Below are 22,625 nucleotides of genomic sequence, written 5' to 3'. Positions count from 1 at the left end.
AAGAGCGCAAACGCGCCGACCAGGAGACGACGATGAACGAAGCGGTATCTGCAGCACAGGGTTTTGTGGAAGCGCGCGATTTTCTGCTGCGCCATCGCACCGACTACGACCGCGCGTATCGCGAGTTCGCGTGGCCGAAGCTGGACACGTTCAACTGGGCGCTCGATTACTTCGATGTGATGGCGCGCGGCAACGACAACCCGGCGCTGTGGATCGTCGATGACCCGCAAAGCGGTGGGTTGAAGCTTTCGTTTGCGCAGATGTCGGAGCGCTCGTCGCGCATGGCGAATTTCCTGCGCGGGCTGGGCATCGTGCGTGGCGATCGCCTGCTGCTGATGCTGCCCAATCGCGTTGAACTGTGGGACGTGATGCTCGCGGCGATGAAGCTGGGTGCGGTGGTGCTGCCGGCCACCACGCAGCTTTCGCCGGATGACGTGCGCGACCGTGTGGAACTTGGCGGCGCGAACTGCGTGGTCGTGGACGCGGCGGAGCTGCACAAGTTCGACGGTGTTGATGCGAGCGTCAAGCGCATTGCCGTGGGCGCGCAGCGTGATGGCTGGATCGACTTGGGCGCAGCCTATGAGGCGCCCGCGCAGTTCATCCCCGACGGCGCGACGCGCGCTACCGACCCGCTGCTTCTGTATTTCACCTCGGGCACCACGTCCAAGCCGAAGCTCGTCGAACACACGCACCAGAGCTATCCGGTCGGCCATCTGTCGACGATGTACTGGATCGGCCTGCAGCCCGGCGATATCCACTGGAACATCAGCTCGCCCGGCTGGGCCAAGCATGCGTGGAGTTGCTTGTTCGCACCGTGGAACGCGCAGGCCTGCGTGTTCGTCTACAACTACGCGCGCTTTGTGCCGAAGGACACGCTGGACGTGCTGGTGCGCTTTAACGTGACCACGCTGTGCGCGCCGCCCACCGTGTGGCGCATGCTGGTGCAGGAGCCGCTGGCGTCGTACGCCGTCAAGCTGCGCGAGATTGTCGGCGCGGGCGAGCCGCTGAATCCCGAGATCATCGAGCGCGTGCGCAGCGCCTGGGGCGTGACCATTCGCGACGGCTTCGGTCAGACCGAGACCACCTGCCAGATCGGCAACACGCCGGGGCAGCCGGTCGTGCCCGGTTCGGTTGGTCGCCCGCTGCCGGGCTACCGCGTGGAGCTGGTCGACCACGACGATCAGCCCGCCAGCGAAGGCGAAATCGTGCTGCCGCTCTCGCACCGCCCGCTCGGCTTGATGCAGGGCTACGCCAACAATGCAAAGGCCACCGCCGAGGCGATGCGCAACGACTATTACCACACGTCCGACGTCGCCATGCGCCGCGACGATGGCTACTTCGTCTACGTGGGCCGCACCGATGATGTGTTCAAGTCGTCGGACTACCGCCTGAGCCCGTTCGAGCTGGAAAGCGTGCTGATTGAGCACGAGGCCATTGCCGAGGCCGCCGTGGTGCCAAGTTCCGATCCGCTGCGCCTCTCCGTGCCCAAGGCGTTCGTGACGGTGCGCCAGGGCTACGAAGCCGGCCCTGAACTGGCGCGCGCCGTATTCCTCTTCTCGCGCGAAAAGCTGGCGCCCTACAAGCGCATCCGCCGCCTGCAGTTCAGCGAGCTGCCCAAGACCATTTCCGGAAAGATCCGGCGCGTGGAACTGCGCCGCCTCGAACTTGAACGTACGCCCAATCCCGCCCGCTTACCCGGCGAGTACTGGGAAGAAGACTTCGCCTGATTTGCCCACCCCGCATTGAACCCGCTACCGCTACCGATTCGCCAGGAGACCCCCATGAGCGCCGTTGCCTCTCTCGCTTCCGCCAAGCCTGCCGCACAGCAGGACACCCCGCCCACCGTCAAGCTGCTGATTGGCGGCGAGTTTGTCGAATCGCAGTCGAAGGAATGGCGCGATATCGTCAACCCCGCCACGCAGGAAGTGCTGGCGCGCGTGCCATTTGCCACGGCGGACGAAGTGGATGCGGCCATCCGCTCTGCGCACGCCGCGTTTGCCACGTGGAAGAACACGCCGGTGGGCGCACGCATGCGCATCATGCTGAAGTTCCAGGCGCTGATTCGTGAGCACTCGCCGCGCATCGCGCGCACGCTCACGGCCGAGCAGGGCAAGACGCTGCCCGATGCTGAAGGCGACATCTTCCGCGGGCTGGAAGTGGTGGAGCACGCATGCTCGGTGGGCTCGCTGCAGCAGGGCGAGTTTCTGGAGAACGTGGCCGGCGCGGTCGATACCTACACGTTGCGCCAGCCGATTGGCGTGTGTGCCGGCATTACGCCGTTCAACTTCCCGGCGATGATTCCGCTGTGGATGTTCCCGATGGCGATCGTGTGCGGCAACACGTTTGTGCTCAAGCCTTCGGAGCAGGACCCGCTGTCGACCATGCAGCTCGTCGAGCTGGCACTCGAAGCCGGCGTGCCGCCCGGCGTGCTGAACGTCGTGCATGGCGGCAAGGACGTGGTGGATGCTCTGTGCACGCACGAACACGTGAAGGCGATCTCGTTTGTGGGTTCCACGGCGGTCGGTACGCATGTGTATCGCCTTGGCAGCGAGCACGGCAAGCGCGTGCAATCGATGATGGGCGCGAAGAACCACGCCGTGGTGTTGCCCGATGCGAACCGCGAGCAGGCGATCAATGCGCTGGTTGGCGCGGGCTTTGGCGCGGCTGGGCAGCGGTGCATGGCGACGTCTGTGGTTGTGTTGGTGGGCGCGGCGCAGCAGTGGCTGCCGGACCTGGTGCAGAAAGCCAAGACGCTCAAGGTGAATGCCGGTGTAGAGCCGGGCACCGACGTCGGCCCGGTCGTTTCGCGCGCGGCCAAGCAGCGCATCCTCGGCCTGATCGAGTCGGGCGTGCAGCAGGGCGCCACGCTGGCGCTCGATGGCCGCAACGTGCGCGTGGCCGGTTACGAAGACGGCAACTTCATCGGCCCGACGATCTTCACCGATGTGAAGACCGATATGGACATCTACACCAATGAAATCTTCGGCCCCGTGCTGCTGGTGCTGCCTGTGCCCACGCTGGACGACGCCATTGCGCTGGTCAACGCCAACCCGTTCGGCAACGGTGTGGGGCTGTTCACGCAGAGCGGCGCATCGGCACGCAAGTTCCAGAGCGAGATCGACGTCGGGCAGGTCGGTATCAACATTCCCATTCCGGTGCCCGTGCCGTACTTCAGCTTTACCGGCTCGCGTGGCTCCAAGCTGGGTGACCTGGGCCCATACGGCAAGCAGGTCGTGCAGTTCTACACGCAAACGAAGACGGTGACGGCGCGCTGGTTTGATGACGCGGTCGACGCCGGCGGCGTGAACACCACCATCAGCCTGCGCTGATTGCACCAGGAGCGTTGTCATGAAAATCGCATTCATCGGCCTGGGCAACATGGGCGCCCCGATGGCGCACAACCTGCTCAAGGCGGGCCACGCGCTGACCGTGTTTGATCTGAACACGCAAGCGGTGGGTGCGCTGGTGGAAGCCGGCGCCACGGCAGCAGCATCGCCCAAGGAGGCAGCGGCGGGTGCCGGAACCGTCATCACCATGCTGCCTGCCGCGGCGCATGTGCGCCATGTGTTGACGGCGGAAGACGGTGTGCTGGCCGGCATTGCCAAGGGCGTGCCGATCATCGATTCCAGCACCATCGACCCTGCGAGTGCGAAGGCCCTTGCCGCGCTGGCAGCCGAGCACGGCAACCCCTTCGTCGATGCGCCAGTCTCGGGTGGAACGGGCGGTGCTGCGGCCGGCACGTTGACCTTCATGGTGGGCGGCAGCGCGACGGCGTTCGAGCAGGTGCGCCCCGTGCTGTCGGCCATGGGCAAGAACCTCGTGCATTGCGGTGACACCGGCGCCGGGCAGGGCGCGAAGATCTGCAACAACCTTGTGCTCGGCATCACCATGGCAGGCGTGGCCGAAGCCATGTCGCTGGGCGAGGCGCTCGGCATCGACCCGAAGGTGCTCGGCGGCATCATCAACACGTCGACGGGGCGCTGCTGGAGTTCGGATACATACAACCCGTTCCCGGGCGTGATCGAGACCGCGCCGTCTTCGCGCGGCTACACGGGCGGCTTCGGCACCGACCTGATGCTCAAGGACCTGGGCCTGGCCGGCGACGCCGCCAAATCCGTCCGCCAACCGGTCTACCTGGGGGCGCTCGCGCAGCAGCTCTATCAAACGGTGAGCAGCAAGGGCGATGGCAAGCTGGATTTCTCCGCCGTCATCAAGCTCTATCGGAAAGACGGAGCGGCGTGATGATCGAACTGGAAACGCTGCATCAGGGCGCCGTTGCACTGCTGACGCTCAAGCGCCCGCCGGCCAACGCATTCACGCCGGAAGGTCTGCTGCAACTGCAAGCCACCGTCGAACGATTGAACGCTGACGCACGCGTGCGCGCCATCGTCATCACCGGCGACGGCCCGAAGTTCTTCAGCGCGGGCGCCGATCTGAACACCTTTGCCGATGGCGACCGCGATGTGGCCCGCGAGGCCGCTGCGCGCTTCGGTGCCGCGTTCGAAGCGCTGCAAAATGCGCGGCCCGTGGTGATTGCCGCCATCAACGGCTTTGCGATGGGGGGCGGCCTGGAGTGCGCGCTGGCATGCGACATCCGTATCGTCGAAGCGCACGCCAAGCTGGCCGTGCCCGAGACCGCTGTCGGTCTGCTGTGCTGCGGTTGCGGCACGCAGACGCTGCCATGGCTTGTGGGTGAAGGCTGGGCCAAGCGCATGATCCTGACGGGCGAGCGCGTCGATGCGCAGACCGCCCTGCGTATCGGCCTGGTCGAGGAAGTCGTGGAAACCGGTGCGGCGCGCGAAGCGGCCATCGCCATGGCGCTGCGTGTGACAACGTTGAGCCCGCAGGCCGTTACGTTCAGCAAGCAACTCATCCACCAGGCGCGCAACGGCGTGCCGCGCGGCGCGGCGCTGGCTGTGGAGCGCGAGCGCTTTGTCGATCTGTTTGACCATCCGGACCAGCGCGAAGGCGTTAACGCCTTCCTTGAGAAACGCGCGCCGCGCTGGCATTCCGCACATGAATCGGAGACGCTGCAATGAGTGCCGTCCAACGTCAGGCGACGCTGCCCGAGGCTGGCGCTGCCGAGCCTGAGGTGTTGATGCGCGTGGTGAACCGCGTGGCCGTCATCACCTTGAACCGGCCGGCGGCCCTGAATGCGCTGTCGCACGGCATGGTGCGCCAGTTGGCGACGCTGCTGGAGCAATGTCGCCACGATGACGCCATCGTCGCGCTGGTGCTGCGCGGTGCAGGCCAGAAAGGCTTCTGCGCGGGCGGCGATGTGCGCTCGCTCTATCAGCTTGCGCAGCAGGGCCGCATGGATGGCGACGACGGCTGGCTGCAGTTCTTCGTCGACGAATACCGGCTCGACTACGCGCTGCATCAGTTTCCGAAGCCCATCGTTGCGCTGATGGACGGCATCACCATGGGCGGCGGCATGGGCCTGGGGCAGGCTGCACGCCTGCGTGTCGTGACCGAACGCACGAAGATGGCGATGCCGGAGACGCGCATCGGCTTTCTGCCCGACGTGGGCGCCACGCGCTTTTTGAGCGTGATGTCGCCCGAGCTTGAGCTGTATGTCGGGCTGACGGGCGTGACGCTGACGGGCGCCGACGCGCTGCATTGCCACTTGGCCGATGTGTGCGTGCCCGCCGAATGGCTCGCCTCCTTCGAAGAGCGCCTGCAACGCATGCCGCACGACGGCGACCTCATGCAGGCACTGCGCCGCGTGTTCGAACCGCCATGCAACGTCGTGCCGCACGCGCCGCTTGCACAGGCGACGCCGTGGGTGCTGCGTTATTTCGATCGGCGTTCGTCGATCGATCGCATTGTCGCCACGCTGCGCGAGAGCCTGGAGCGCGAGCAGGCCCGCGAGCCACGCCAATGGCTGCAGGCCACGCTTGATGCAATGACTTCACACTCGCCGACGATGCTGCACGTGACGCGCGAAGCGCTGTTGCGCGGTCGGCAGCTGTCACTGGCCGAGTGCTTTCAGATGGAGTTGGGCGTCGTGGCGCGCGGGATCCAGGACGGCGATTTCTGTGAAGGCGTGCGCGCGCATCTCGTCGACAAGGATCACCGCCCAGGCTGGGCGCCGGCAACGCTGCCGCAGGTGCGGCCGGAGCGGGTGCGGCATTTTCTGACGTCGCCTTGGCGGACGGAGGCGCATCCGTTGGCGGGGCTTGGTTGAGCGTGGCGAGTGAAGGGGCGCATGGGCGACATGCGCCGCGCTGGAGACGGCGCATCAATTTGCAGACGCCTACGCAGATCGGGTTGAAGCCGGGTTGAATTCTCCGCCTGCCAACCCGCATGGCAGCTAGGCTTTGGTGCCTTGCGTCAGATAGTTGTCACAATCGCGGTGCTTACTGGACGGATGCTTTGCCACCCCAGGAGGCTCCCATGGCGACATCCGTCGATTCATTTCAGGTGAAGGTGTATCAGGGCGACAGCGCGGTGCTGTTCGCGTTTGATGTGGCCGATGCAGACCGCGCCGATCTGGCCGGTTTTGCCATCCAGTGCACCCCGCAGGGCGGGGCGCCATATTGGGTGCCCAACCGCTTGACGTTCGACACGCCCATCCACGCAGATGCACCGCTGAAGGCCGGCAAGTATGCCGATTCCATCGACGCGCCGTTTCAGTCGTTCCACTGGGTCCACTTTCCGCCGCATGCGGCTGCGCAGCTCAGCTACACCGTGCACGCGCGCTACTTTGTATCGGCGAACCCCGTGCAACTGGAGACGCGCGCCACGCGCACCGTGACCGTCACGCTGCAGCAGCCAATGAGCGACTGGGCCACCGTGGGCATGGTGCGTGGCTATGTGTCGTCGCAGGCATTCATCGATCACTACGGCGGCAACACGGCGCTGGCGCCAGAGAAACGCGCGCAGACAAAATCGCCGCTGCTGTACGACACGCAGCCGTATCAGAACAAGTACGCCTACCTGGGCGCCACGGGCCGCCGTCTCATCATCGATCTGCTGAACCAGTGCCGGGCGTCCGATGGATACGGCATCGACGTGCTGGCCTATGACCTGGACGAGCCGGACATCATCCGTGCCATTGCGTGGCTTGCGCAGAACGGCCGCAAGGTCCGCGTGATTCAGGACAACTACGTCAGCACCGGCGCCAACCCGACGGGCCATGGCACTGACAACGCGTTTGAGACGCAAGCAACTGACTACTTCACGCAGGCTGGCGCGGAGGTCCGCCGCACGCACCTTGCGCGCTTCCAGCATCACAAGGCGATTCTGCTGCGCGATGCCGCCGGCAAGCCGGTGCGCGTGCTGGCCGGTTCGGCCAACTTCTCGCTGCGCGGGCTGTATGTGCAGGCCAACAGCGTGCTGGTGTTCGAACAAGATGCCGCGCAGCTCTACGCGCAGGTGTTCGAACAGTTGTGGGGATTGATCAACCAGTACGGTGAAGACGCCGCCGGCAGTCGCAAGGTGGCGGCCGCTTTCCGCGCCGATGCGCTGGCTGCCAATTGGCAGGCCGTGCCGCAAGGCAGCACGCCGCGTGCGCGCTTTGGTTTCTCGCCGCATCAGACTGATGCGTTGTTGACCGAGGCGGCTGACCGCGTGAAGGGCGCGCTGTCGTCCGTGCTGTTTGCGGTGATGGCCACCGATGGCGGCGGCGAGATGCTGACCACGCTCGAACAGGTGGTGCCGCACAAGGCTGGGCTGCTCTCGCTGGGCGTGATCGACAAACAGGGCGGTGTAGATGCTTTCTCCCCCGGCCGCGACGTGCCCTCTCAAACCGTGTCGTTCGCGTATTTGAAGGACGAGGCCCCCGCGCCGTTCAAGCAAGAGGTGGATGCCGGAACCGGCCAGCACATCCACCACAAGTTTGTCGTGTGCGATTTCAATGGTGACGAGCCGGTCGTGTTCTGCGGCTCGTCCAACCTGTCGAAGGGCGGCGAGGAGCAGAACGGCGACAGCCTGATCGCCATCTATGACCCAGCCATCGTCACTGCCTTTGCGATCGAGGCCATCCGCCTGTTCGACCACTACCGCTTCCGCGCAGGCGAATCGAAGGCCACGGCCGACAAGCCGTTGGTGCTGAAGACGACCAGCGCATGGGCCGACCCGTACTACGATCCGCAGAACATCAAGTTCACGGAGCGCACGCTGTTCGCCAAGTCGGGCACGGCCCAGGAGGCTGTCGTCGCGTGACCGATGCCGGCAGCGGTTCGTGCGCCGTCATACGCGCCGCTGCCGGTCCCCCCACCAGGCATCGCGCAGGCGGCGCTTGGCGATCTTGCCGTTGTCGTCGCGCGGCAGCGCCGTGGTGAATTCAATCTGGCGCGGGATCTTGAAGCCGGCAATCTGGCTACGCAGCCACTCGATCACGGGCTCGGCCTGCGGGGCTTGGCGCTCGGTCTGGACCACCGCAACAAGGCGCTCGCCGTACTCGTCGTCCGGCACGCCGAAGACAGCGCAGTCGACCACATCGGGGTGGCGCAGCAACGCATGTTCGATCTCGGCCGGGTAGATGTTCACGCCGCCCGAGATGACCATGTCCGATGCGCGGTCGCACACATACAGATAGCCGTCTGCGTCGAGGTAGCCCATGTCGCCGAGCGTAACCAGGCCGTCGCGCTCGATCTTGCCGCGTGCCTCGTCATTGCCGCGGTAGGTGAAATCGGGGTAGGCGGGCTGGTGGCTGTAGATCAGGCCGATCTCGCCGGTGGGGCAGGGCGTGCCGTCTTCACGCAGGATGCGCACGCGCGCGTCGCACACCGGGCGGCCGGCGCTGCCGGGGCGGGCGGCGGCGTCGCGCGGGTCCATCACGGTGATCATGCCGGTCTCGCTCGATGCATACGTTTCGTAGATGACGGGGCCGAGCCAGTCGATCATCTTGCGCTTGATCTCTGGCGCGCAGGGTGCGCCGGTGGAGGCCACAAAGCGCAGTGAAGACAGGTCGTATCGGCTGCGTTCTTCGTCCGTCAACTTGAGCAGGCGCACATACATGATGGGCACGAGGTAGACGGTGTCGATGCGGTAGCGCTCGATCTGCTCCAGCACGCGTAGCGCGTCAAAGCGCGCGTTCACCACCAGCAGCTCCGCCATCTGCGCGGCTTGCTGAGCGAAGAGGCTCGGCGCGCTGTGATAGAGCGGCGCGGGCACCAGCGCGCGGCAGCCCGGCACGATACCGAACGTGGCGGCCACCACGGCGCGAGCCTTTTGCAGATGCGCGTCGAGCTGATCGAGCGGCACGGCCTGGCGCACCACGCCCTTTGGCCGGCCCGTGGTGCCCGACGTATAGGCCATGTGCCCGCGCGGAGAAACCATTGGCCCGTCGTACGGCGTCTGCAATGCGAGCCAGTTGGCATAGCCGTCGGCGCGGTCGGTGCCTTCGGCATCCACGCGCAGCAGTTGCACGTGGGCCGGCAGCAACGGTTCCACCGCATCCACGAGGTCGCGATGGCCGATCAATACCTTGGCGCCGGAATCGCGCACGAGAAACTCCACCTCGGCCGGCGTGAAGTGCCAGTTGATCGGGCAGAAGTAGCACCCCGCAATGCGGCAGGCGTGCATCACGTCGATGTAGGCGGGCGCATTGCGCAGCAGCACGCCGATCACGTCGCCCTCCTGCACGCCCATGCGGCGCAGCCCACCGGCAAGGGCGGCGCCCCGCGCGAGCAGCGTGCCCGCATCGGTCGGGCGGTCGTCGAAGATCAGGCTGGCGGTCATGCGTGTCTCCTGTGGCGGGTCTCTATGTTGTGATGTTGCAGTCTGACGGCAGCTCAACCAGCGCAGCATGCCGGATCGCCCCACGTTGAACAATCCGCCGCCGATTGCGCACACTGGTGAATGCGATTGGACAACGCGTGCCTCTACGGCAGAGAGCGGTGACGCTGAATGCTGCGTAAGCACAAGATCGTGCCAAGGCAGATAACGTGCGGCAAATAAGCGGTATTCGTCACCCCGCCTTGTTTTGCGTCAAAGCGCGAACCAAAATCGAAAGAGGCGGAGCCGCTTGCAACACCCGCACTGGCCCGCCTCTCTTTCCCCACATCATCCTCCCCTCGAGGAAGAATTCATGCCGCTTACCCATCCGTCACGCCGCGCTTTTCTGAAAGCGACCGTCGTGGCCGGCGTCTCGGTGTACATCGCACCGCTGGGCGGCCGCGCATTTGCGGCCCTGTTTGAAGAAAAGATCCTCACCCCTGTTCAGTGGGACCCGAAGACCGGCACGCCAAAATTCCGCATCGACGGCATTGCCAAGGTGACGGGCGACAAGGTCTTCGCACGTGACATCCGCTCGCGCGACATGCCGCACTGGCCGCAGCAGCAATCGCATGCGTTCATCCTGCGCACCACGCTGGCCGATCGCACGTACGAAGGGTTCGACCTGGGCCTGCTGGGCGATGAGCTCAAGCCCGATCGTGTGGTCACGGCAGAAGACCTGGCGCGTGATGGCGTCGTCTTTCCCGCCTTCTATGGCGACGACATGCTGCTGCCCACCGGCAAGACGCCCGCATACCTGGGCCATGCCGTCGCCATCCTGATCTATCACGACTTTGCGCGCTTCCGCTTTGCGAAAGACAAGCTCAAGTTCCAGGACAAGATCATCCGCTACGGCGCGCAGACTGGCCCGCTGGAGCGCGATCCCTGGGGCACCTTCCGCTTTGTGCGCGTGGGCGGGGCAGGTCCGTATGACGACGATGTGTTCTCCAGCCTGAAGAACGCGCCGATCTTCCCGAGCATGATGCGCAAGCACGAGCCCGTGTGGCCTGATGGCGTGGACCACGGCAAGCTTGGCGAGCAGGGCATCTTCTACGCCAACCAGATCGCCGCAGAACTCGACAAGCCACCGGCGGACTGGCTGGTGCTTGAGCGCGAGTACAACACGCAATCGGTGGACACTGCCGCGCTGGAAAACGATAACGCCAACTGCTGGTATGACGGCGCCACGCAGACGCTGCACATGGTTGTGCCCACGCAAAGCCCCGTGGAGGTGGGAGAGAGCGCGGCCGAGATGCTGGCCAAGGCCCGCGGCGCGTTCCCGGTGAAGCAGGTGATCGTGCACCCGTGCTACACGGTCGGCTACGGCTCGAAAGACCACTACAACTTCCCGTTCTACGGCCTGGTGACGGCGCTCTATGCCGACGGCAAACCGGTGCGCCTGGCCAATGACCGCTACGAGCAGTTCCAGACTTCCATCAAGCGGCACGCGTTCAAGATGCGGTACCGCATCGCCGTGGACAAGAAGACTGGCCTGTTCCAATCGTTCCAGGGCCACTTCGAGGCCAACGGCGGCGGGCGTGCCAATTTCTCGCCATCCGTGGCGATGGTGGGCGCAACGGCTGCACAGTCGATCTACTACTTCCCGAAGAATGACCTGACTGCCGTGGCGATTGCCTCGCGCGCCATCGACGCGGGCTCGGCACGTGGCTACGGCACGCTGCAGAGCATGGCCGCCACCGAGGTGATGGTCGACGAATTTGCCGAGCAACTGAAGCTCGACCCGATCGAGTTCCGCCTGAGGAACGCGCTGCGTTCGGGCATGAAGAACACGCAAGGCGCGATTCCTGCCGGCGCCATCCGCGTGGATGAAGTGCTACAGGCGGCCAAGGTGCACCCGCTGTGGGTGAATCGCGCGAAGAAGAAAACCGAGTTTGAAGCCGCCCACCCGGGCAAGCGCTACGGCGTGGGTTTTGCCTGCGTGCAGAAGGACTTCGGAACGGGCGCCGAGGCGTCGTTCGCCAAGGTGGAAATCCGCGCCGATGGGCAGATCGCGCTGCACCACGTGGGGGCGGAAATCGGCACCGGCATGTCGACCTCGCAAGCCGTGGCCGTGGCCCGCTGGCTGGGCCGCCCGGCATCGGAAGTGCGTGTGGCGGTGACGGAGTGGGCGGACCTGCCCGTCGTCACCAGCGGTGACCCTTACCTCATGAGCCAGGCCGATCAGGACAAGGCATCGGCCAACCCGCGCTGGTCTCCGGCGTATGCGTCGCCGTCGAGCGCGACCAACTCGGCGTATTACTTCACGCACAGCACGCGTGAGGCGGCGCGCATCGTCTTCATGCACGGCCTGTGGCCGGCAGCGATGGCGATCTGGAGCCAGGGCATCGGCGGCGGCCAGGCGGCCTCGCTGGTGGTGCGCGTCGAAGATGCGCGCTGGGTGGACGGCAAGCTCACGGCCGGCGGCCTGGAGGCGCTGCCCTACGAACAGATCGTCAAGAAGGCGCACGAACTGGGCCTGGTGACGGGCGCGGTCGTGCATGTGTTCAACCGCTGGCAATGGTCAGAAGCTGATTACGAGGTCAACGGCGCGGCCACGCGCGTGCCAATCGACGGGCTTTCCGTGCGCTATGGCGACGGTGCAGATGCTGCGCACAAGGCCCAGATGACCACCCCGGGCGGGTATCACGTGCTGGATCGCAAGAAGGTCTTCATCGCGCCGGTGCAGCGTAACAGCGCGTCGGTCACGTACTACAGCGCGGTCGGCACGCTGGTCGAGCTGTCGGTGCACGAAGCCAGCGGCAAGGTCGATCTGCTGTCGCACCACACGATCATGGAGTGCGGCACGCAGATTTCACCGCAGCTGGTATCGGGGCAATTGCAGGGCGGGCTTGCCATGGGCATCGGCCACGCGCTGCACGAAGCGCTGCCGCTGTATGAAGACGGCCCCGGCAACGGCACGTGGAACTTCAACCGCTACCACCTGCCGCGCGCCAAGGACGTGGCCGTGTGGACGCAGACCGGCACGGTGCTGCCACCCGTATCGGAAACCGATCCGCCCAAGGGCATCGCCGAGGTGGTGATGATCCCGGTGGTGGGCGCCATTGTGAACGGCATCGCGCATGCCATCGGACACCGCTTCACCAGCCTGCCAGTGACCGCGGAAAAGATTCAGGAGGTACTGGCATGAGCAGCACGACCATCACGACGAAACCGCTCACCGTCCATATCAACGGCAAGGACGTTGGCCCCACGCAAGTGCCCGAGGGCCTGATGATGATCGACTTCCTGCACGAATACGCCGGCCTGACCGGCTCAAGGCTGGGCTGCGGGCAGGGCGTGTGCCGAGCGTGCACGGTCATCCTCGACAAGCCCGACGGCACCAGCGAAGAAGTGCGCACGTGCATTACCGGCGCGCATTTCTTCCAGAACAAGAAGGTCCGCACGGTGGAAGGGCACGCCAAGCGCGATGAGAAAGGCGAAGTGGTGTCGCTCACGCTCGTGCAGCAGAAGTTCCTGGAGCACTTCAGCTTCCAGTGCGGCTATTGCACGCCGGGCTTCGTCAACGGTGCGACGGTGCTGGTGGAGCGCCTCAAGCACGAGCCGGTGGCGCGCGACAAGTTGGACGAGACGATTACCGAAGCGCTGAACGACCACATCTGCCGCTGCACCGGTTACGTGCGCTACTTCGAGGCCGTGAAGGACGTCGTCCTGAGCACGCCCGGACTCGTCAAGGACGGCAAGTGATGAGCACGGCTGAACTGACTCAATTGGCTCAATGGACCGAATGGACGCAAGCGGCTCGAAAGGCGCTCCTGCCGTTGCTGGCTGCCGCGCTGCTGTCCGCCTGCGGTGACCGCTCCACCAACATCCCGCCCGCCGCCGATCAGCCACCCCCGGCCAAACTGACCGGTGCCGACCTGATCAACCGCGGCCGTGCCCTCGTGCGCGCCGCGGACTGCGCGGCCTGCCACACGGCCAAGGACGGCGCGCCGTTTGCTGGCGGCGTGGCGCTGGCCTCGCCGTTCGGCACCTTTTACGGCACCAACATCACGCCGGACAAGGAACACGGCATCGGCAAGTGGAGCGCGGACGATTTCTACAAGGCGCTGCACGACGGTGTTACGCCCGACAAGCACCTGTATCCGGCGATGCCGTACACGTCGTATCGCGGCCTCTCGCGCGGCGATACCGATGCGATGTATGCCTACCTGACGCAGCAGGTGAAGCCGGCGGCCGTCGCTAACCGTGAGCACGCGCTGCGCTTTCCGTACAACATCCGCATCGCCATGGCGGGCTGGAATGTGTTCTTCCTGAAGAACGCGCTGCCCGATGCATCCGTCGGCAACACCGCCACGTGGCAGCGTGGCCGGTATCTGGCCAACGCGCTGGGCCACTGCGCGGAGTGCCACAGCCCGCGCGGGTTTGCCGGTCAGCTCGATAGCAGCAAGCCGCTTGCCGGCGCTGCGCTGGGCCGCGTGGTCGCGCCGGACATCACGCCCGCCGGGCTGGCGGCTCGTGGCTGGACGCTGGGCGATCTGCAGACGTTCTTCAGCGTCGGCATCGCGCCGCAGGGTTCCGCGTTTGGCGAGATGTACCCCGTTGTCCACCTGAGCACGCAATACCTCAGCCAGGCGGATGTGGCGGCACTGACGACGTATCTGCTGGGCGACAAGGCGCCTGCGCCGCAACCGCTCAAGCCGGTGGCCGCCACGCCGGAAAATGTCGACCAGCTTAAGGCCGGGCGCGCGCATTACCTCGCCGTTTGCGCGGGCTGTCATGGCCGCGATGGCGAGGGCAAGCCGCACGTGGCCGTGCCGATGCTGGCCAACGCCACCGTGCGCAATGCCGACGTGCATAACCTGATCGTCTCGATGCTCGACGGCATTGAAGCGCAGCGCTTCCCGGGCACGGAAGCCATGCAGGAGATGCCCAGCTTCGCGCAGATGAACGATACGGAACTGGCGGATTTGGCCAACTACCTGCGGGCGAATTTTGGCGGGCAACCGGCCGATGTCACCGCAGACCAGGTGAAGGGTTTGCGGCAGTAAGCGGTACGCATGAAGCAAAAAGGCTCGCCCAGGCATGACGCCGGGCGGGCCTTTTTTCTGAGCGGCGCGCGATTGTGCCGGGTTGTGACCGTGGCCGCCTTCAGGCACAATGCGCAACCTTGTGGAGATGGCATTCCTCCCTTAACCGTCGGTCTTCGGATCACGAAACCGGCTGATGATGCCTACAAGTTCCTGAACGAAGGAAGTTGTAGGCACACACCCAAACGACGTTCTGTCGCTCAGGTTTGAGTTCTTCGAATCTGGTCATCATGAAGAAAATGCTTACACGCTCCGAGCCGCTGCTCATGTTCGGGTATCTGCTGCGCTGGCTCTCGCTGGGCTCGCTCGTCGGCATGCTCGCCGGACTGGGCTCTGCGGTGTTGTTGCTGGCGCTGGATTGGGCGACCAACACGCGCACCGCCCACCCCTGGCTGCTGTGGTTCCTGCCCGTGGCCGGGCTTGCCGTCGGCTTGCTCTACCACTACACGGGGCGCTCGGTGGAAGGTGGCAACAACCTGCTGATCGACGAGATCCACGACCCGAAGCGTGTCGTACCCAAGCGCATGGCACCGCTCATCCTGCTGGGCACCGTTGTCACCCACATCTTTGGTGGTTCGGCCGGGCGTGAGGGCACGGCTGTGCAGATGGGCGGCAGCTTTGCGGATTATCTGACGCGGCTGTTTTCGCTGGCGCCCGCGGACCGGCGCATCTTGCTGATGGCGGGCATCAGCGCCGGTTTCGCATCGGTCTTCGGCACGCCGCTGGCCGGTGCTGTGTTCGGGTTGGAGGTGCTCGCAATCGGGCGTCTGCGTTATGACGCCATCCTGCCGTGCTTCATCGCGGCCATTGTGGGCGACCTGGTTCCGCCGCTGCTGGGTGTGCACCACACGCCGTACGCGATTCCTTTTGTGCCGCATCTCACGCCGGTCGCGATCGGCTTGGTGGTGGTGGCCGGCATCGTCTTCGGTCTAACGGGGATGACGTTCGCGGCGCTCACACACCGGCTTAGCCGACTGCTGAAGCACTACATTGCGTTTGGCCCGCTACGCCCCGTGCTGGGCGGCAGCGTGGTCGTGGCTGCGGCCGTGGCGCTGGGGACCGACAAGTACCTGGGCCTCGGCATTCCCGTCATCGTGGATGCTTTCCACAACCCGCTGCCGGCCTACGACTTTGCCGGCAAGGCGGCTTTCACCATCGTGACGCTGGCCTCGGGTTTCAAAGGGGGCGAAGTCACGCCGCTGTTCTACATCGGCGCCACGTTGGGCAATGCGTTGGGTTATGTGCTGCCGCTGCCGTTTCCGCTGCTGGCCGGCCTTGGGTTCGTTGCGGTGTTTGCGGGTGCCGCCAATACGCCCATCGCGTCGACCCTCATGGCGATGGAACTCTTTGGCCCCGAAGTCGGCACGTTTGCCGGCATTGCGTGCGTGGTGAGCTATCTCTTCTCAGGCCACACCGGCATCTATCACGCGCAGCGCATCGGCCATGCGAAGCGCCCCGCCGACGCAGCGACGGCAGGGCAGGCTCCGGCTGAATCTGCCGAGCGGTCTTAGCCCGCAGGTGCGAGCTTGGCTTCAGGCAGCGCCTTCACATCAAACACCGTAGAGGCGTTCGCACAGCGCTGCACTGGCGCCGAGCTTGCGCGACAGGTCGGAAGCCGCCTGTAACTGCTTCATGACGAAATCGCCAGTGGTGCGCGCCGCTTCGAGCCGAGAGGCCGCGCCTGATAGCGTGAGCGCGGCCATGAACTTGTCGCCGGAACCGAAGATGGGCGTGGCAAATGCCGCCGTGTGTTGATCGCGCGCGCCGGAGGTGAACAGCGGCAACTCCGGTGTCTCGTCATACAGCGTTTCACCCAGGCCCCAGTAGCGCAGCACATGGCTGATGGCCGTGTCGTCCAGCGGAAGAGACGTGCCGGGCAGGCGCGTCTCGCGCAGGCCCTCCGACGGTTCAGCGCGAAATAGGCAGAGCCGCCGACCGTGGTCGATGACGTAGTACGATGCGCTCTCTCGCGTGGCTGCCGCCAGCGCGTGCAGCACCGGTTCCACCACGGAAGACAAGTGGAACGACTGCTCATAGAGTTTGCCGAGATACAGCAGGCGCGGCCCGAGCGAGTACGCACCAGACTCGGAGCGAATGACATAGCTCATGCGCTCCAGCGAGTTCATCAGCCGATACACCGTGGTCTTGTGCATGCCAGACGCCTGCGCCAGGGCCGCGAGTGAAAGAGCTTCCGCCCCCGGCTTGAAGCAATCCAGCAAAGCCAGCGCCTTTTCTACTGCGGCTACACCGTCATTCCCCATTTCCAACTCCCCGAACGCATGTGCGGCAGGATTGTACTATGTACAACGATGTTGTATCTAGCGGAAGGGTAAACGCTACTGGATCGCTCCGCTCGCCCTGGCTATAGTGATTTCACTGAGTACACCACAGTTGTACATGGTAAAACATCACAGACTGAGGCTAGCTTTTCATGAGTACCCCTTCACACACCACTTCCGCCATCGTTCGCGATATCGAGCGGGTCTCGCCCGCGCTGGTCGAGGCGGCTGCCCGCTTTCAGGCAGCCATCCTGGCCGACGTTGCCGGCCGCCGCGGTACCCTGAATGGGCGCGTCAAGCCGCTCGCTCCGACGATGAGAGTGGTCGGGCCCGCCGTGACGGTCGAAGTCCGCCCCGGCGACAACCTTGCCATCCACGCCGCGCTCGCGGTCGCCAAGCCCGGTGATGTGATCGTGGTGGACGGCAAGGGGGACCAGAGCTGCGCCCTGATCGGCGAAATCATGACGACGCAGGCGCACGCCACGGGTATTGCAGGGTTCGTCATCGATGGCGCAGTCCGCGACTCGCACGAACTGGCGCACGGCGCGTTTCCGATTTTCTCCGCCGGCTTGAACCCGTGCGGGCCGACCAAAAGCGTGGCAGGTCGCGTAAATCTGCCTGTGTCGGTCGCAGGCGCGACGGTGCATCCGGGTGACCTGGTGGTGGGCGATGCGGATGGCGTGGTCGTGATCCCGCGTGCCGATGTTGAGCGCATTCTCGTGCTCGCACAGAAAAAGGTGGACGCCGAAGCTGCCCGCATTGCCGCCATCCAGAAGGGCGACACGCGCCCCGGCTGGCTTGAGAAAGAACTGCGCGCCGCAGGCATGCTGGCAGAAGGCGAGGCACTGTAATGAGCACGACTGCGACCAAGCCTGTCCTGCTTGTCACGGCGGCTGATCTGGCGCCCCAGGCGTTGGACATGCTGGGCGATTTCGAAGTCGTGTTTGCTGGCAAGCAGCCCACCGAAGACGACATCGTCGCGCTCTGCGCCCGGCACAAGCCGGTGGCGATCATCGTGCGCTACGGCAAGATCAACGCCCGCATCATGGACGCTGCCGGCAATCTGCAGGTGATTTCCAAGCACGGCAGCGGTATCGACGTCATCGATCAGGACGCCGCTGCAGCGCGTGGCATTGCGGTGCGTGCCGCGGCGGGTGCCAACGCCGCAGCCGTGGCCGAGCATGCGTGGGCGCTGATCCTCGCGTGTGCAAAATCTGTCCCGCAGCTCGACGCGCGCATGCGTGCGGGGCATTGGGACAAGGCAACGCACAAGTCGATTGAACTGGATGGCCGCACGTTTGGCCTGGTCGGCCTGGGTGCGATCGGGCGTCGGGCTGCTGCCATCGGCCTGGCGTTCGGTATGCGCGTTCTCGCATTCGACCCGTACACAAAAGAGGCGCCGGCAGGCGTCAAGCTGGTGACGCTTGGTGAGTTGTACGCGCAGTCGGATGTGGTGTCGTTGCACTGCCCGTTGACCGCAGAGAACCGCAAGATGCTGAACCGCGACGCGTTCACCTGCTTCAAGCCGGGCGCGATTCTGGTCAACACGGCCCGCGGCGGCCTCATCGACGAACCGGCGCTGGTTGAAGCGCTGGCCAGCGGCCGGCTCCGTGCGGCTGGGCTTGACAGCTTCGACGTGGAGCCGATGACCACGCCGCACCCGTTCCAGGGTGTTGCGAACATCATCCTGTCACCGCACATCGGCGGCGTGAGCGACGCGGCCTACGTGAACATGGGCAAAGGCGCGGCGGCCAACGTGCTCGCGGTGATCGAAGAACGCACGCGCACGGCGGCGTGATGTCCATGTTCCTGCTCTCGCCACCGGCTGTGCGTGAAGCTGAAGTCTTCACACGCATGCCAGCCAGGTTCCGCAAGCCCGACGTCCAGACGGAATGGGCGCGCGCCAATCGCGGCGGGCAAGCCACCGATTCGTTCCTTGAAGGGCCGGTGTGGAGCCCGGATGGCCACGGCCACGGTCATCTGTACGTGACGGATATCCCGCACGGCCGCGTCTTCCGCATCTCGCCGGCGGGCGATTGGGAACTGGTGACCGAATACGACGGCGAGCCCAACGGCATGAAGTTCGTCGACGATGCGCACCTGCTCATCACCGACTACCGCAACGGGCTGATGCTGCTCGACATCAAGCGCGGCGAAGTCACGCCCTATCTGGAGCGCCGCAACTCGGAGCGCTTCAAGGGCGTGAACGATCTGACGTTCGATTCGCGCGGCAACCTGTACTTCACCGACCAGGGGCAGACCGGGCTGCATGACCCGACCGGGCGCGTCTATCGCCTGTCGGTGGAGGGCAAGCTCGACATGCTGCTCGGCAATTGCCCCAGCCCGAACGGGCTTGTGCTGTCGCCCGACGAGAAGGTGCTGTACGTCGCCATGACACGTGGCAACTGCGTATGGCGTGTGCCGTTGCAGGCAGATGGCTCCGTCAGCAAGGTCGGACAGTTCTTCACATCGCACGGCCCGAGCGGGCCCGATGGTTTGACGATCGACACGGCGGGGCGGCTGTTCGTGGCCAACCCCGGGCTCGGCCGCGCATGGGTGCTGAACCACCGTGCAGAGCCCGAGGTGATCGTGACCAGCCCCGAAGGTGCATCGCTTACGAACCTGTGCTTCGGTGGCCCTGAAATGAAGACGCTCTTCATGACCGAATCGGTGTCCGGCACGGTGCTCAAGACCGAGATGGACATCGCCGGCCCGCTGCCGCATCGGGCAAAACAGACAAAGCCCACGACTTAGCTCATCGATACGCAACCCCTAGCGCTCATAGAAGCGCGATGGAGGAGACCATGCAAATGTCCCAGACTCTGAGTGCCACCACGCCACCGCACGGCGCGGATGTGCGCACCGCCGCCACGCTGCCCGATGCCGACTACCAGGCGAGCGAACGCACGCTGGCCAAGGCGTTCCGCCGCATCCTGCCGTTCATCTTTGCCTGTTATGTGATCAGCTATCTCGATCGCACCAACGTGGGCTTTGCCGCGCTCACCATGAACAAGGACATTGGCCTGACGGCCGAGCAGTTCGGGTTCGGGGCGGGACTGTTCTTCATCGGCTATTTCCTGTTCGAGATCCCGAGCAACCTCATCATGCAGAAGGTCGGCGCGCGCATCTGGATCGCGCGGATCATGATCACGTGGGGCCTGTTCTCGATGGCCACCGCATTTGTGGTCGGGCCCAAGAGCTTTGCAGCAGCACGCTTTCTGTTGGGTCTTGCCGAAGCGGGCTTCACGCCTGGCATCTACCTGTATTTCACGCAGTGGTTTCCGGGCAAATGGCGCGCCAAGGTGACGGCTGCCTTCCTGGTTGGCATTCCGGTGGCGAACATGATCGGCTCACCCATTTCCGGCGCGCTGCTCGAACTCGGTGGCCTGCATGGGCTGCGCAGCTGGCAATGGCTGTTGCTGATCGAAGGGCTGCCGGCGGTGCTGCTTGGTATTGCGTGCCTGTTTGTTCTGGCAGACCGGCCGGAAAAGGCCACGTGGCTGAGCGACGATGAAAAGGCCGTGCTCGCGCGCCGCCTCGCCATGGAGCAACGCGACATCGCCAGCAAACACGGCTCGACCCTGCGCGATGCAATGACCAACTGGCGTGTCTTCGTGCTGGCGTTCATCAACTTTTGCGGCATCGTCGGCTCCATCGGCGTGGGCCTCTGGATGCCGCAGATCATCAAGCAGTTTGGTGTCGAGCACGCGGTGGTCGGCTGGCTGACGGCCATTCCGTACGCGATTGGGGCGGTGGTCATGCTGTGGTGGGCCCGCGTGGCGAACCGCGCGCAGAACCGCATCCCCTATGTGGCCGGGGCGCTGGTGGTTGCAGCGGTCGCGCTGGCGGCCAGCACCGCCGTTGATGTACCGGCACTCAAGCTGACGGCGCTGTGCCTGACGGTGAGCGGCATCCTGGCGTTCCAGGCCACGTACTGGGCGATTCCCTCCACCTTCCTCACGGGCCGCGCGGCCGCGGGCGGCCTGGCGCTGATCGTTTCCGTCGGCAATCTCGGAGGATTTGTCGGCCCATCGATGATCGGTGCCATCAAGCAGTTCTCGCATGGTTTTGCAGCGCCGCTGCTGGCGGTGTCGGCCGTGCTGCTTATCGGTGCGCTGTCCATCGCTTGGCTGGGCGATCCCGGCGCTGATGCCGGTGAAGCCACCCGCCGATGACGCGATAGCAGTACCTTTCTTCCTAGACATTCAAACAGCGCCGCACAGCATACGACGGCGCCAGGAGACAAACATGCAAGTGACGGCCAGTACCGGTGTCACCGAGATCGAGCAGCGGACCCTGCGCAAGGTGGTCTGGCGGCTCGTGCCGTTTCTTATGCTCTGCTACCTGCTGGCCTTCATCGACCGCGGCAACGTCGGCATGGCCTCGCTGCAGATGAATCATGACCTCGGGCTGACGGCCCGCGTGTTCGGGTTTGGCAGCAGCCTCTTCTTCGTGTCGTATTTCTTCTTCGAGGTGCCGAGCAATCTGGCGCTGCAACGCTACGGCGCGCGCATCTGGATTGCGCGCATCATGATCACGTGGGGGCTGATCTCGGCCGCGACGGCACTGGTGCAAGGCCCGGCATCCTTCTATGCGCTGCGCTTCCTGCTGGGCGCGGCGGAGGCCGGGTTCTTTCCCGGCGTGCTGCTGTATCTGTCGTATTGGATTCCGGCAACGCACCGCGCCCGCATTGTGGCGACGTTCATGGTCGCGATTCCCGCGGCAAGCTTCATCGGCTCGCCCATCTCGGCTGCGCTGCTGCAGATGGATGGGTTTGGCGGCCTGCGCGGCTGGCATTGGCTGTTCATCCTAGAAGGCATTCCCACGGTACTGCTCGGCATCGCCTGCCTGCGCCTGCTGACCGATCGGCCCGAAGAAGCCAAGTGGCTGTCGAATGACGAGCGCCAGTGGCTCACGAATACGTTGGCCGGTGAAGCGCGCGGGCCCAAGAAAGTTGCGCAGATGCCGCTGGCGAAGCTGTTCCGCAATCGCTACGTGCTGTGCCTCGCCCTGGTGGACGTGTGCGCGTCGGCCGCCGGCAGCACGCTGTCGGTATGGCAGCCGCAACTCCTCAAATCGTTTGGGTTGACCGTCATGCAGACGGGGCTGCTCAACTCGGTGCCGTATGCAGTGGCTTCGGTGTTGATGGTGTTCTGGGGTCGCCGGTCCGACCGACTGAAGGAGCGCCGCTGGCACACCGCCATTCCCATGCTGCTGATCGGGCTGGGCCTGTTCGGCACATCGCTGAGCGGATCTTTGGTGCCAACCATGGTGATGCTGTGCGCGGTGCTGGTGGGCGCGTATTCGTTCAAGGGACCGTTCTGGGCGCTGGCCTCCGGCATGCTCTCGAACAGCGCGGCCGCTGCGGGGCTTGCCACCATCAACGCGATTGCCAACCTCATTGGCGGCGGCCTGATGGTGAACGTGTACGGCTGGGTCAAGCAGGCCACCGGCAGCTACGCGCTGGCGCTGATGCCGCTGGCGCTGCTGACGCTGGTGAGCGTGATGACGCTGCTGCTGTTGAGCCGCTCGACGCCGGAAGCGCAGGTGCTGAACAAGACGGAGACCGCCTGAC

The 22,625-nt window shown here is 65.0% G+C and carries 17 protein-coding genes and 1 riboswitch; of the genes, 15 read left to right on the top strand and 2 right to left on the bottom strand.

Features of this window, described 5'->3' with window-relative positions; translation table 11 throughout:
• Nucleotides 1-32: 32 nt before the first annotated feature.
• From NKG59_RS03380 to NKG59_RS03355, 6 genes are all read left to right on the top strand, one after another.
• Entirely contained in the window at nt 33-1,727 is a 1,695-nt protein-coding gene (locus NKG59_RS03380; RefSeq protein ID WP_253535267.1) for an AMP-binding protein, read from the top strand.
• 54 nt (nt 1,728-1,781) lie between these two features.
• Entirely contained in the window at nt 1,782-3,329 is a 1,548-nt protein-coding gene (locus NKG59_RS03375; protein WP_253535261.1) for a CoA-acylating methylmalonate-semialdehyde dehydrogenase, read from the top strand.
• A 19-nt stretch (nt 3,330-3,348) separates the two neighbouring features.
• Nucleotides 3,349-4,242: a 3-hydroxyisobutyrate dehydrogenase gene (gene mmsB, locus NKG59_RS03370; protein ID WP_253535259.1), complete on the top strand. Its 894-nt coding sequence runs from the start codon at nt 3,349-3,351 to the stop codon at nt 4,240-4,242.
• Nucleotides 4,242-5,039, top strand: coding sequence for an enoyl-CoA hydratase (locus tag NKG59_RS03365; protein WP_253535257.1), 798 nt, complete (start codon nt 4,242-4,244; stop codon nt 5,037-5,039). The genes mmsB and NKG59_RS03365 overlap by 1 nt, the downstream gene beginning before the upstream one ends.
• Nucleotides 5,036-6,187, top strand: coding sequence for an enoyl-CoA hydratase/isomerase family protein (locus NKG59_RS03360; protein ID WP_253535255.1), 1,152 nt, complete (start codon nt 5,036-5,038; stop codon nt 6,185-6,187). Before NKG59_RS03365 ends, NKG59_RS03360 begins: the two co-directional genes overlap by 4 nt.
• Before the next feature lie 209 nt (nt 6,188-6,396).
• Nucleotides 6,397-8,166: a phospholipase D-like domain-containing protein gene (locus NKG59_RS03355; RefSeq protein WP_253535254.1), complete on the top strand. Its 1,770-nt coding sequence runs from the start codon at nt 6,397-6,399 to the stop codon at nt 8,164-8,166.
• Nucleotides 8,167-8,193: 27 nt separating this feature from the next.
• On the opposite strand, the gene NKG59_RS03350 is transcribed toward NKG59_RS03355, so the two are convergent.
• Nucleotides 8,194-9,687, bottom strand: coding sequence for an acyl-CoA synthetase (locus NKG59_RS03350; RefSeq protein ID WP_253535253.1), 1,494 nt, complete (start codon nt 9,685-9,687; stop codon nt 8,194-8,196).
• Between the two features lie 349 nt (nt 9,688-10,036).
• Between NKG59_RS03350 and NKG59_RS03345 the strand changes: the two genes are divergently transcribed.
• The 4 genes from NKG59_RS03345 (at nt 10,037) to NKG59_RS03330 (ending at nt 16,282) form a co-directional block, all read left to right on the top strand.
• Nucleotides 10,037-12,871, top strand: coding sequence for a xanthine dehydrogenase family protein molybdopterin-binding subunit (locus tag NKG59_RS03345; protein WP_253535252.1), 2,835 nt, complete (start codon nt 10,037-10,039; stop codon nt 12,869-12,871).
• Entirely contained in the window at nt 12,868-13,428 is a 561-nt protein-coding gene (locus NKG59_RS03340) for a (2Fe-2S)-binding protein (protein WP_253535251.1), read from the top strand. Before NKG59_RS03345 ends, NKG59_RS03340 begins: the two co-directional genes overlap by 4 nt.
• Entirely contained in the window at nt 13,428-14,732 is a 1,305-nt protein-coding gene (locus NKG59_RS03335) for a cytochrome c (RefSeq protein WP_253535250.1), read from the top strand. Before NKG59_RS03340 ends, NKG59_RS03335 begins: the two co-directional genes overlap by 1 nt.
• A gap of 114 nt (nt 14,733-14,846) precedes the next feature.
• Nucleotides 14,847-14,924, top strand: a riboswitch (Fluoride riboswitch).
• A gap of 77 nt (nt 14,925-15,001) precedes the next feature.
• On the top strand, nt 15,002-16,282 hold the full coding sequence (locus tag NKG59_RS03330) for a voltage-gated chloride channel family protein (RefSeq protein WP_253535249.1): 1,281 nt from the start codon (nt 15,002-15,004) through the stop codon (nt 16,280-16,282).
• Between the two features lie 39 nt (nt 16,283-16,321).
• Here NKG59_RS03330 and NKG59_RS03325 read toward each other — a convergent pair whose 3' ends face one another.
• Complete coding sequence (locus NKG59_RS03325; protein WP_253535248.1) at nt 16,322-17,032, bottom strand: IclR family transcriptional regulator; 711 nt, start codon at nt 17,030-17,032, stop codon at nt 16,322-16,324.
• Nucleotides 17,033-17,202: 170 nt separating this feature from the next.
• Between NKG59_RS03325 and NKG59_RS03320 the strand changes: the two genes are divergently transcribed.
• From NKG59_RS03320 to NKG59_RS03300, 5 genes are all read left to right on the top strand, one after another.
• On the top strand, nt 17,203-17,901 hold the full coding sequence (locus NKG59_RS03320) for an RraA family protein (protein WP_253535246.1): 699 nt from the start codon (nt 17,203-17,205) through the stop codon (nt 17,899-17,901).
• Nucleotides 17,901-18,848, top strand: a complete 948-nt coding sequence (locus NKG59_RS03315; protein WP_253535244.1) for a hydroxyacid dehydrogenase — start codon at nt 17,901-17,903, stop codon at nt 18,846-18,848. The genes NKG59_RS03320 and NKG59_RS03315 overlap by 1 nt, the downstream gene beginning before the upstream one ends.
• Before the next feature lie 5 nt (nt 18,849-18,853).
• Complete coding sequence (locus tag NKG59_RS03310; RefSeq protein ID WP_253535683.1) at nt 18,854-19,804, top strand: SMP-30/gluconolactonase/LRE family protein; 951 nt, start codon at nt 18,854-18,856, stop codon at nt 19,802-19,804.
• Nucleotides 19,805-19,854: 50 nt separating this feature from the next.
• Nucleotides 19,855-21,225: an MFS transporter gene (locus NKG59_RS03305; protein ID WP_413411694.1), complete on the top strand. Its 1,371-nt coding sequence runs from the start codon at nt 19,855-19,857 to the stop codon at nt 21,223-21,225.
• 73 nt (nt 21,226-21,298) lie between these two features.
• On the top strand, nt 21,299-22,624 hold the full coding sequence (locus tag NKG59_RS03300) for an MFS transporter (RefSeq protein ID WP_253535240.1): 1,326 nt from the start codon (nt 21,299-21,301) through the stop codon (nt 22,622-22,624).
• The last annotated feature ends 1 nt before the right edge of the window (nt 22,625 follow it).

The organism is Ralstonia chuxiongensis, from assembly GCF_024158925.1.
In the GTDB taxonomy this organism is placed as follows: Bacteria; Pseudomonadota; Gammaproteobacteria; order Burkholderiales; family Burkholderiaceae; genus Ralstonia; species Ralstonia chuxiongensis.
Note: the sequence above shows the minus strand (reverse complement) of the source record. Positions and strands in the feature narration are given on the sequence as shown.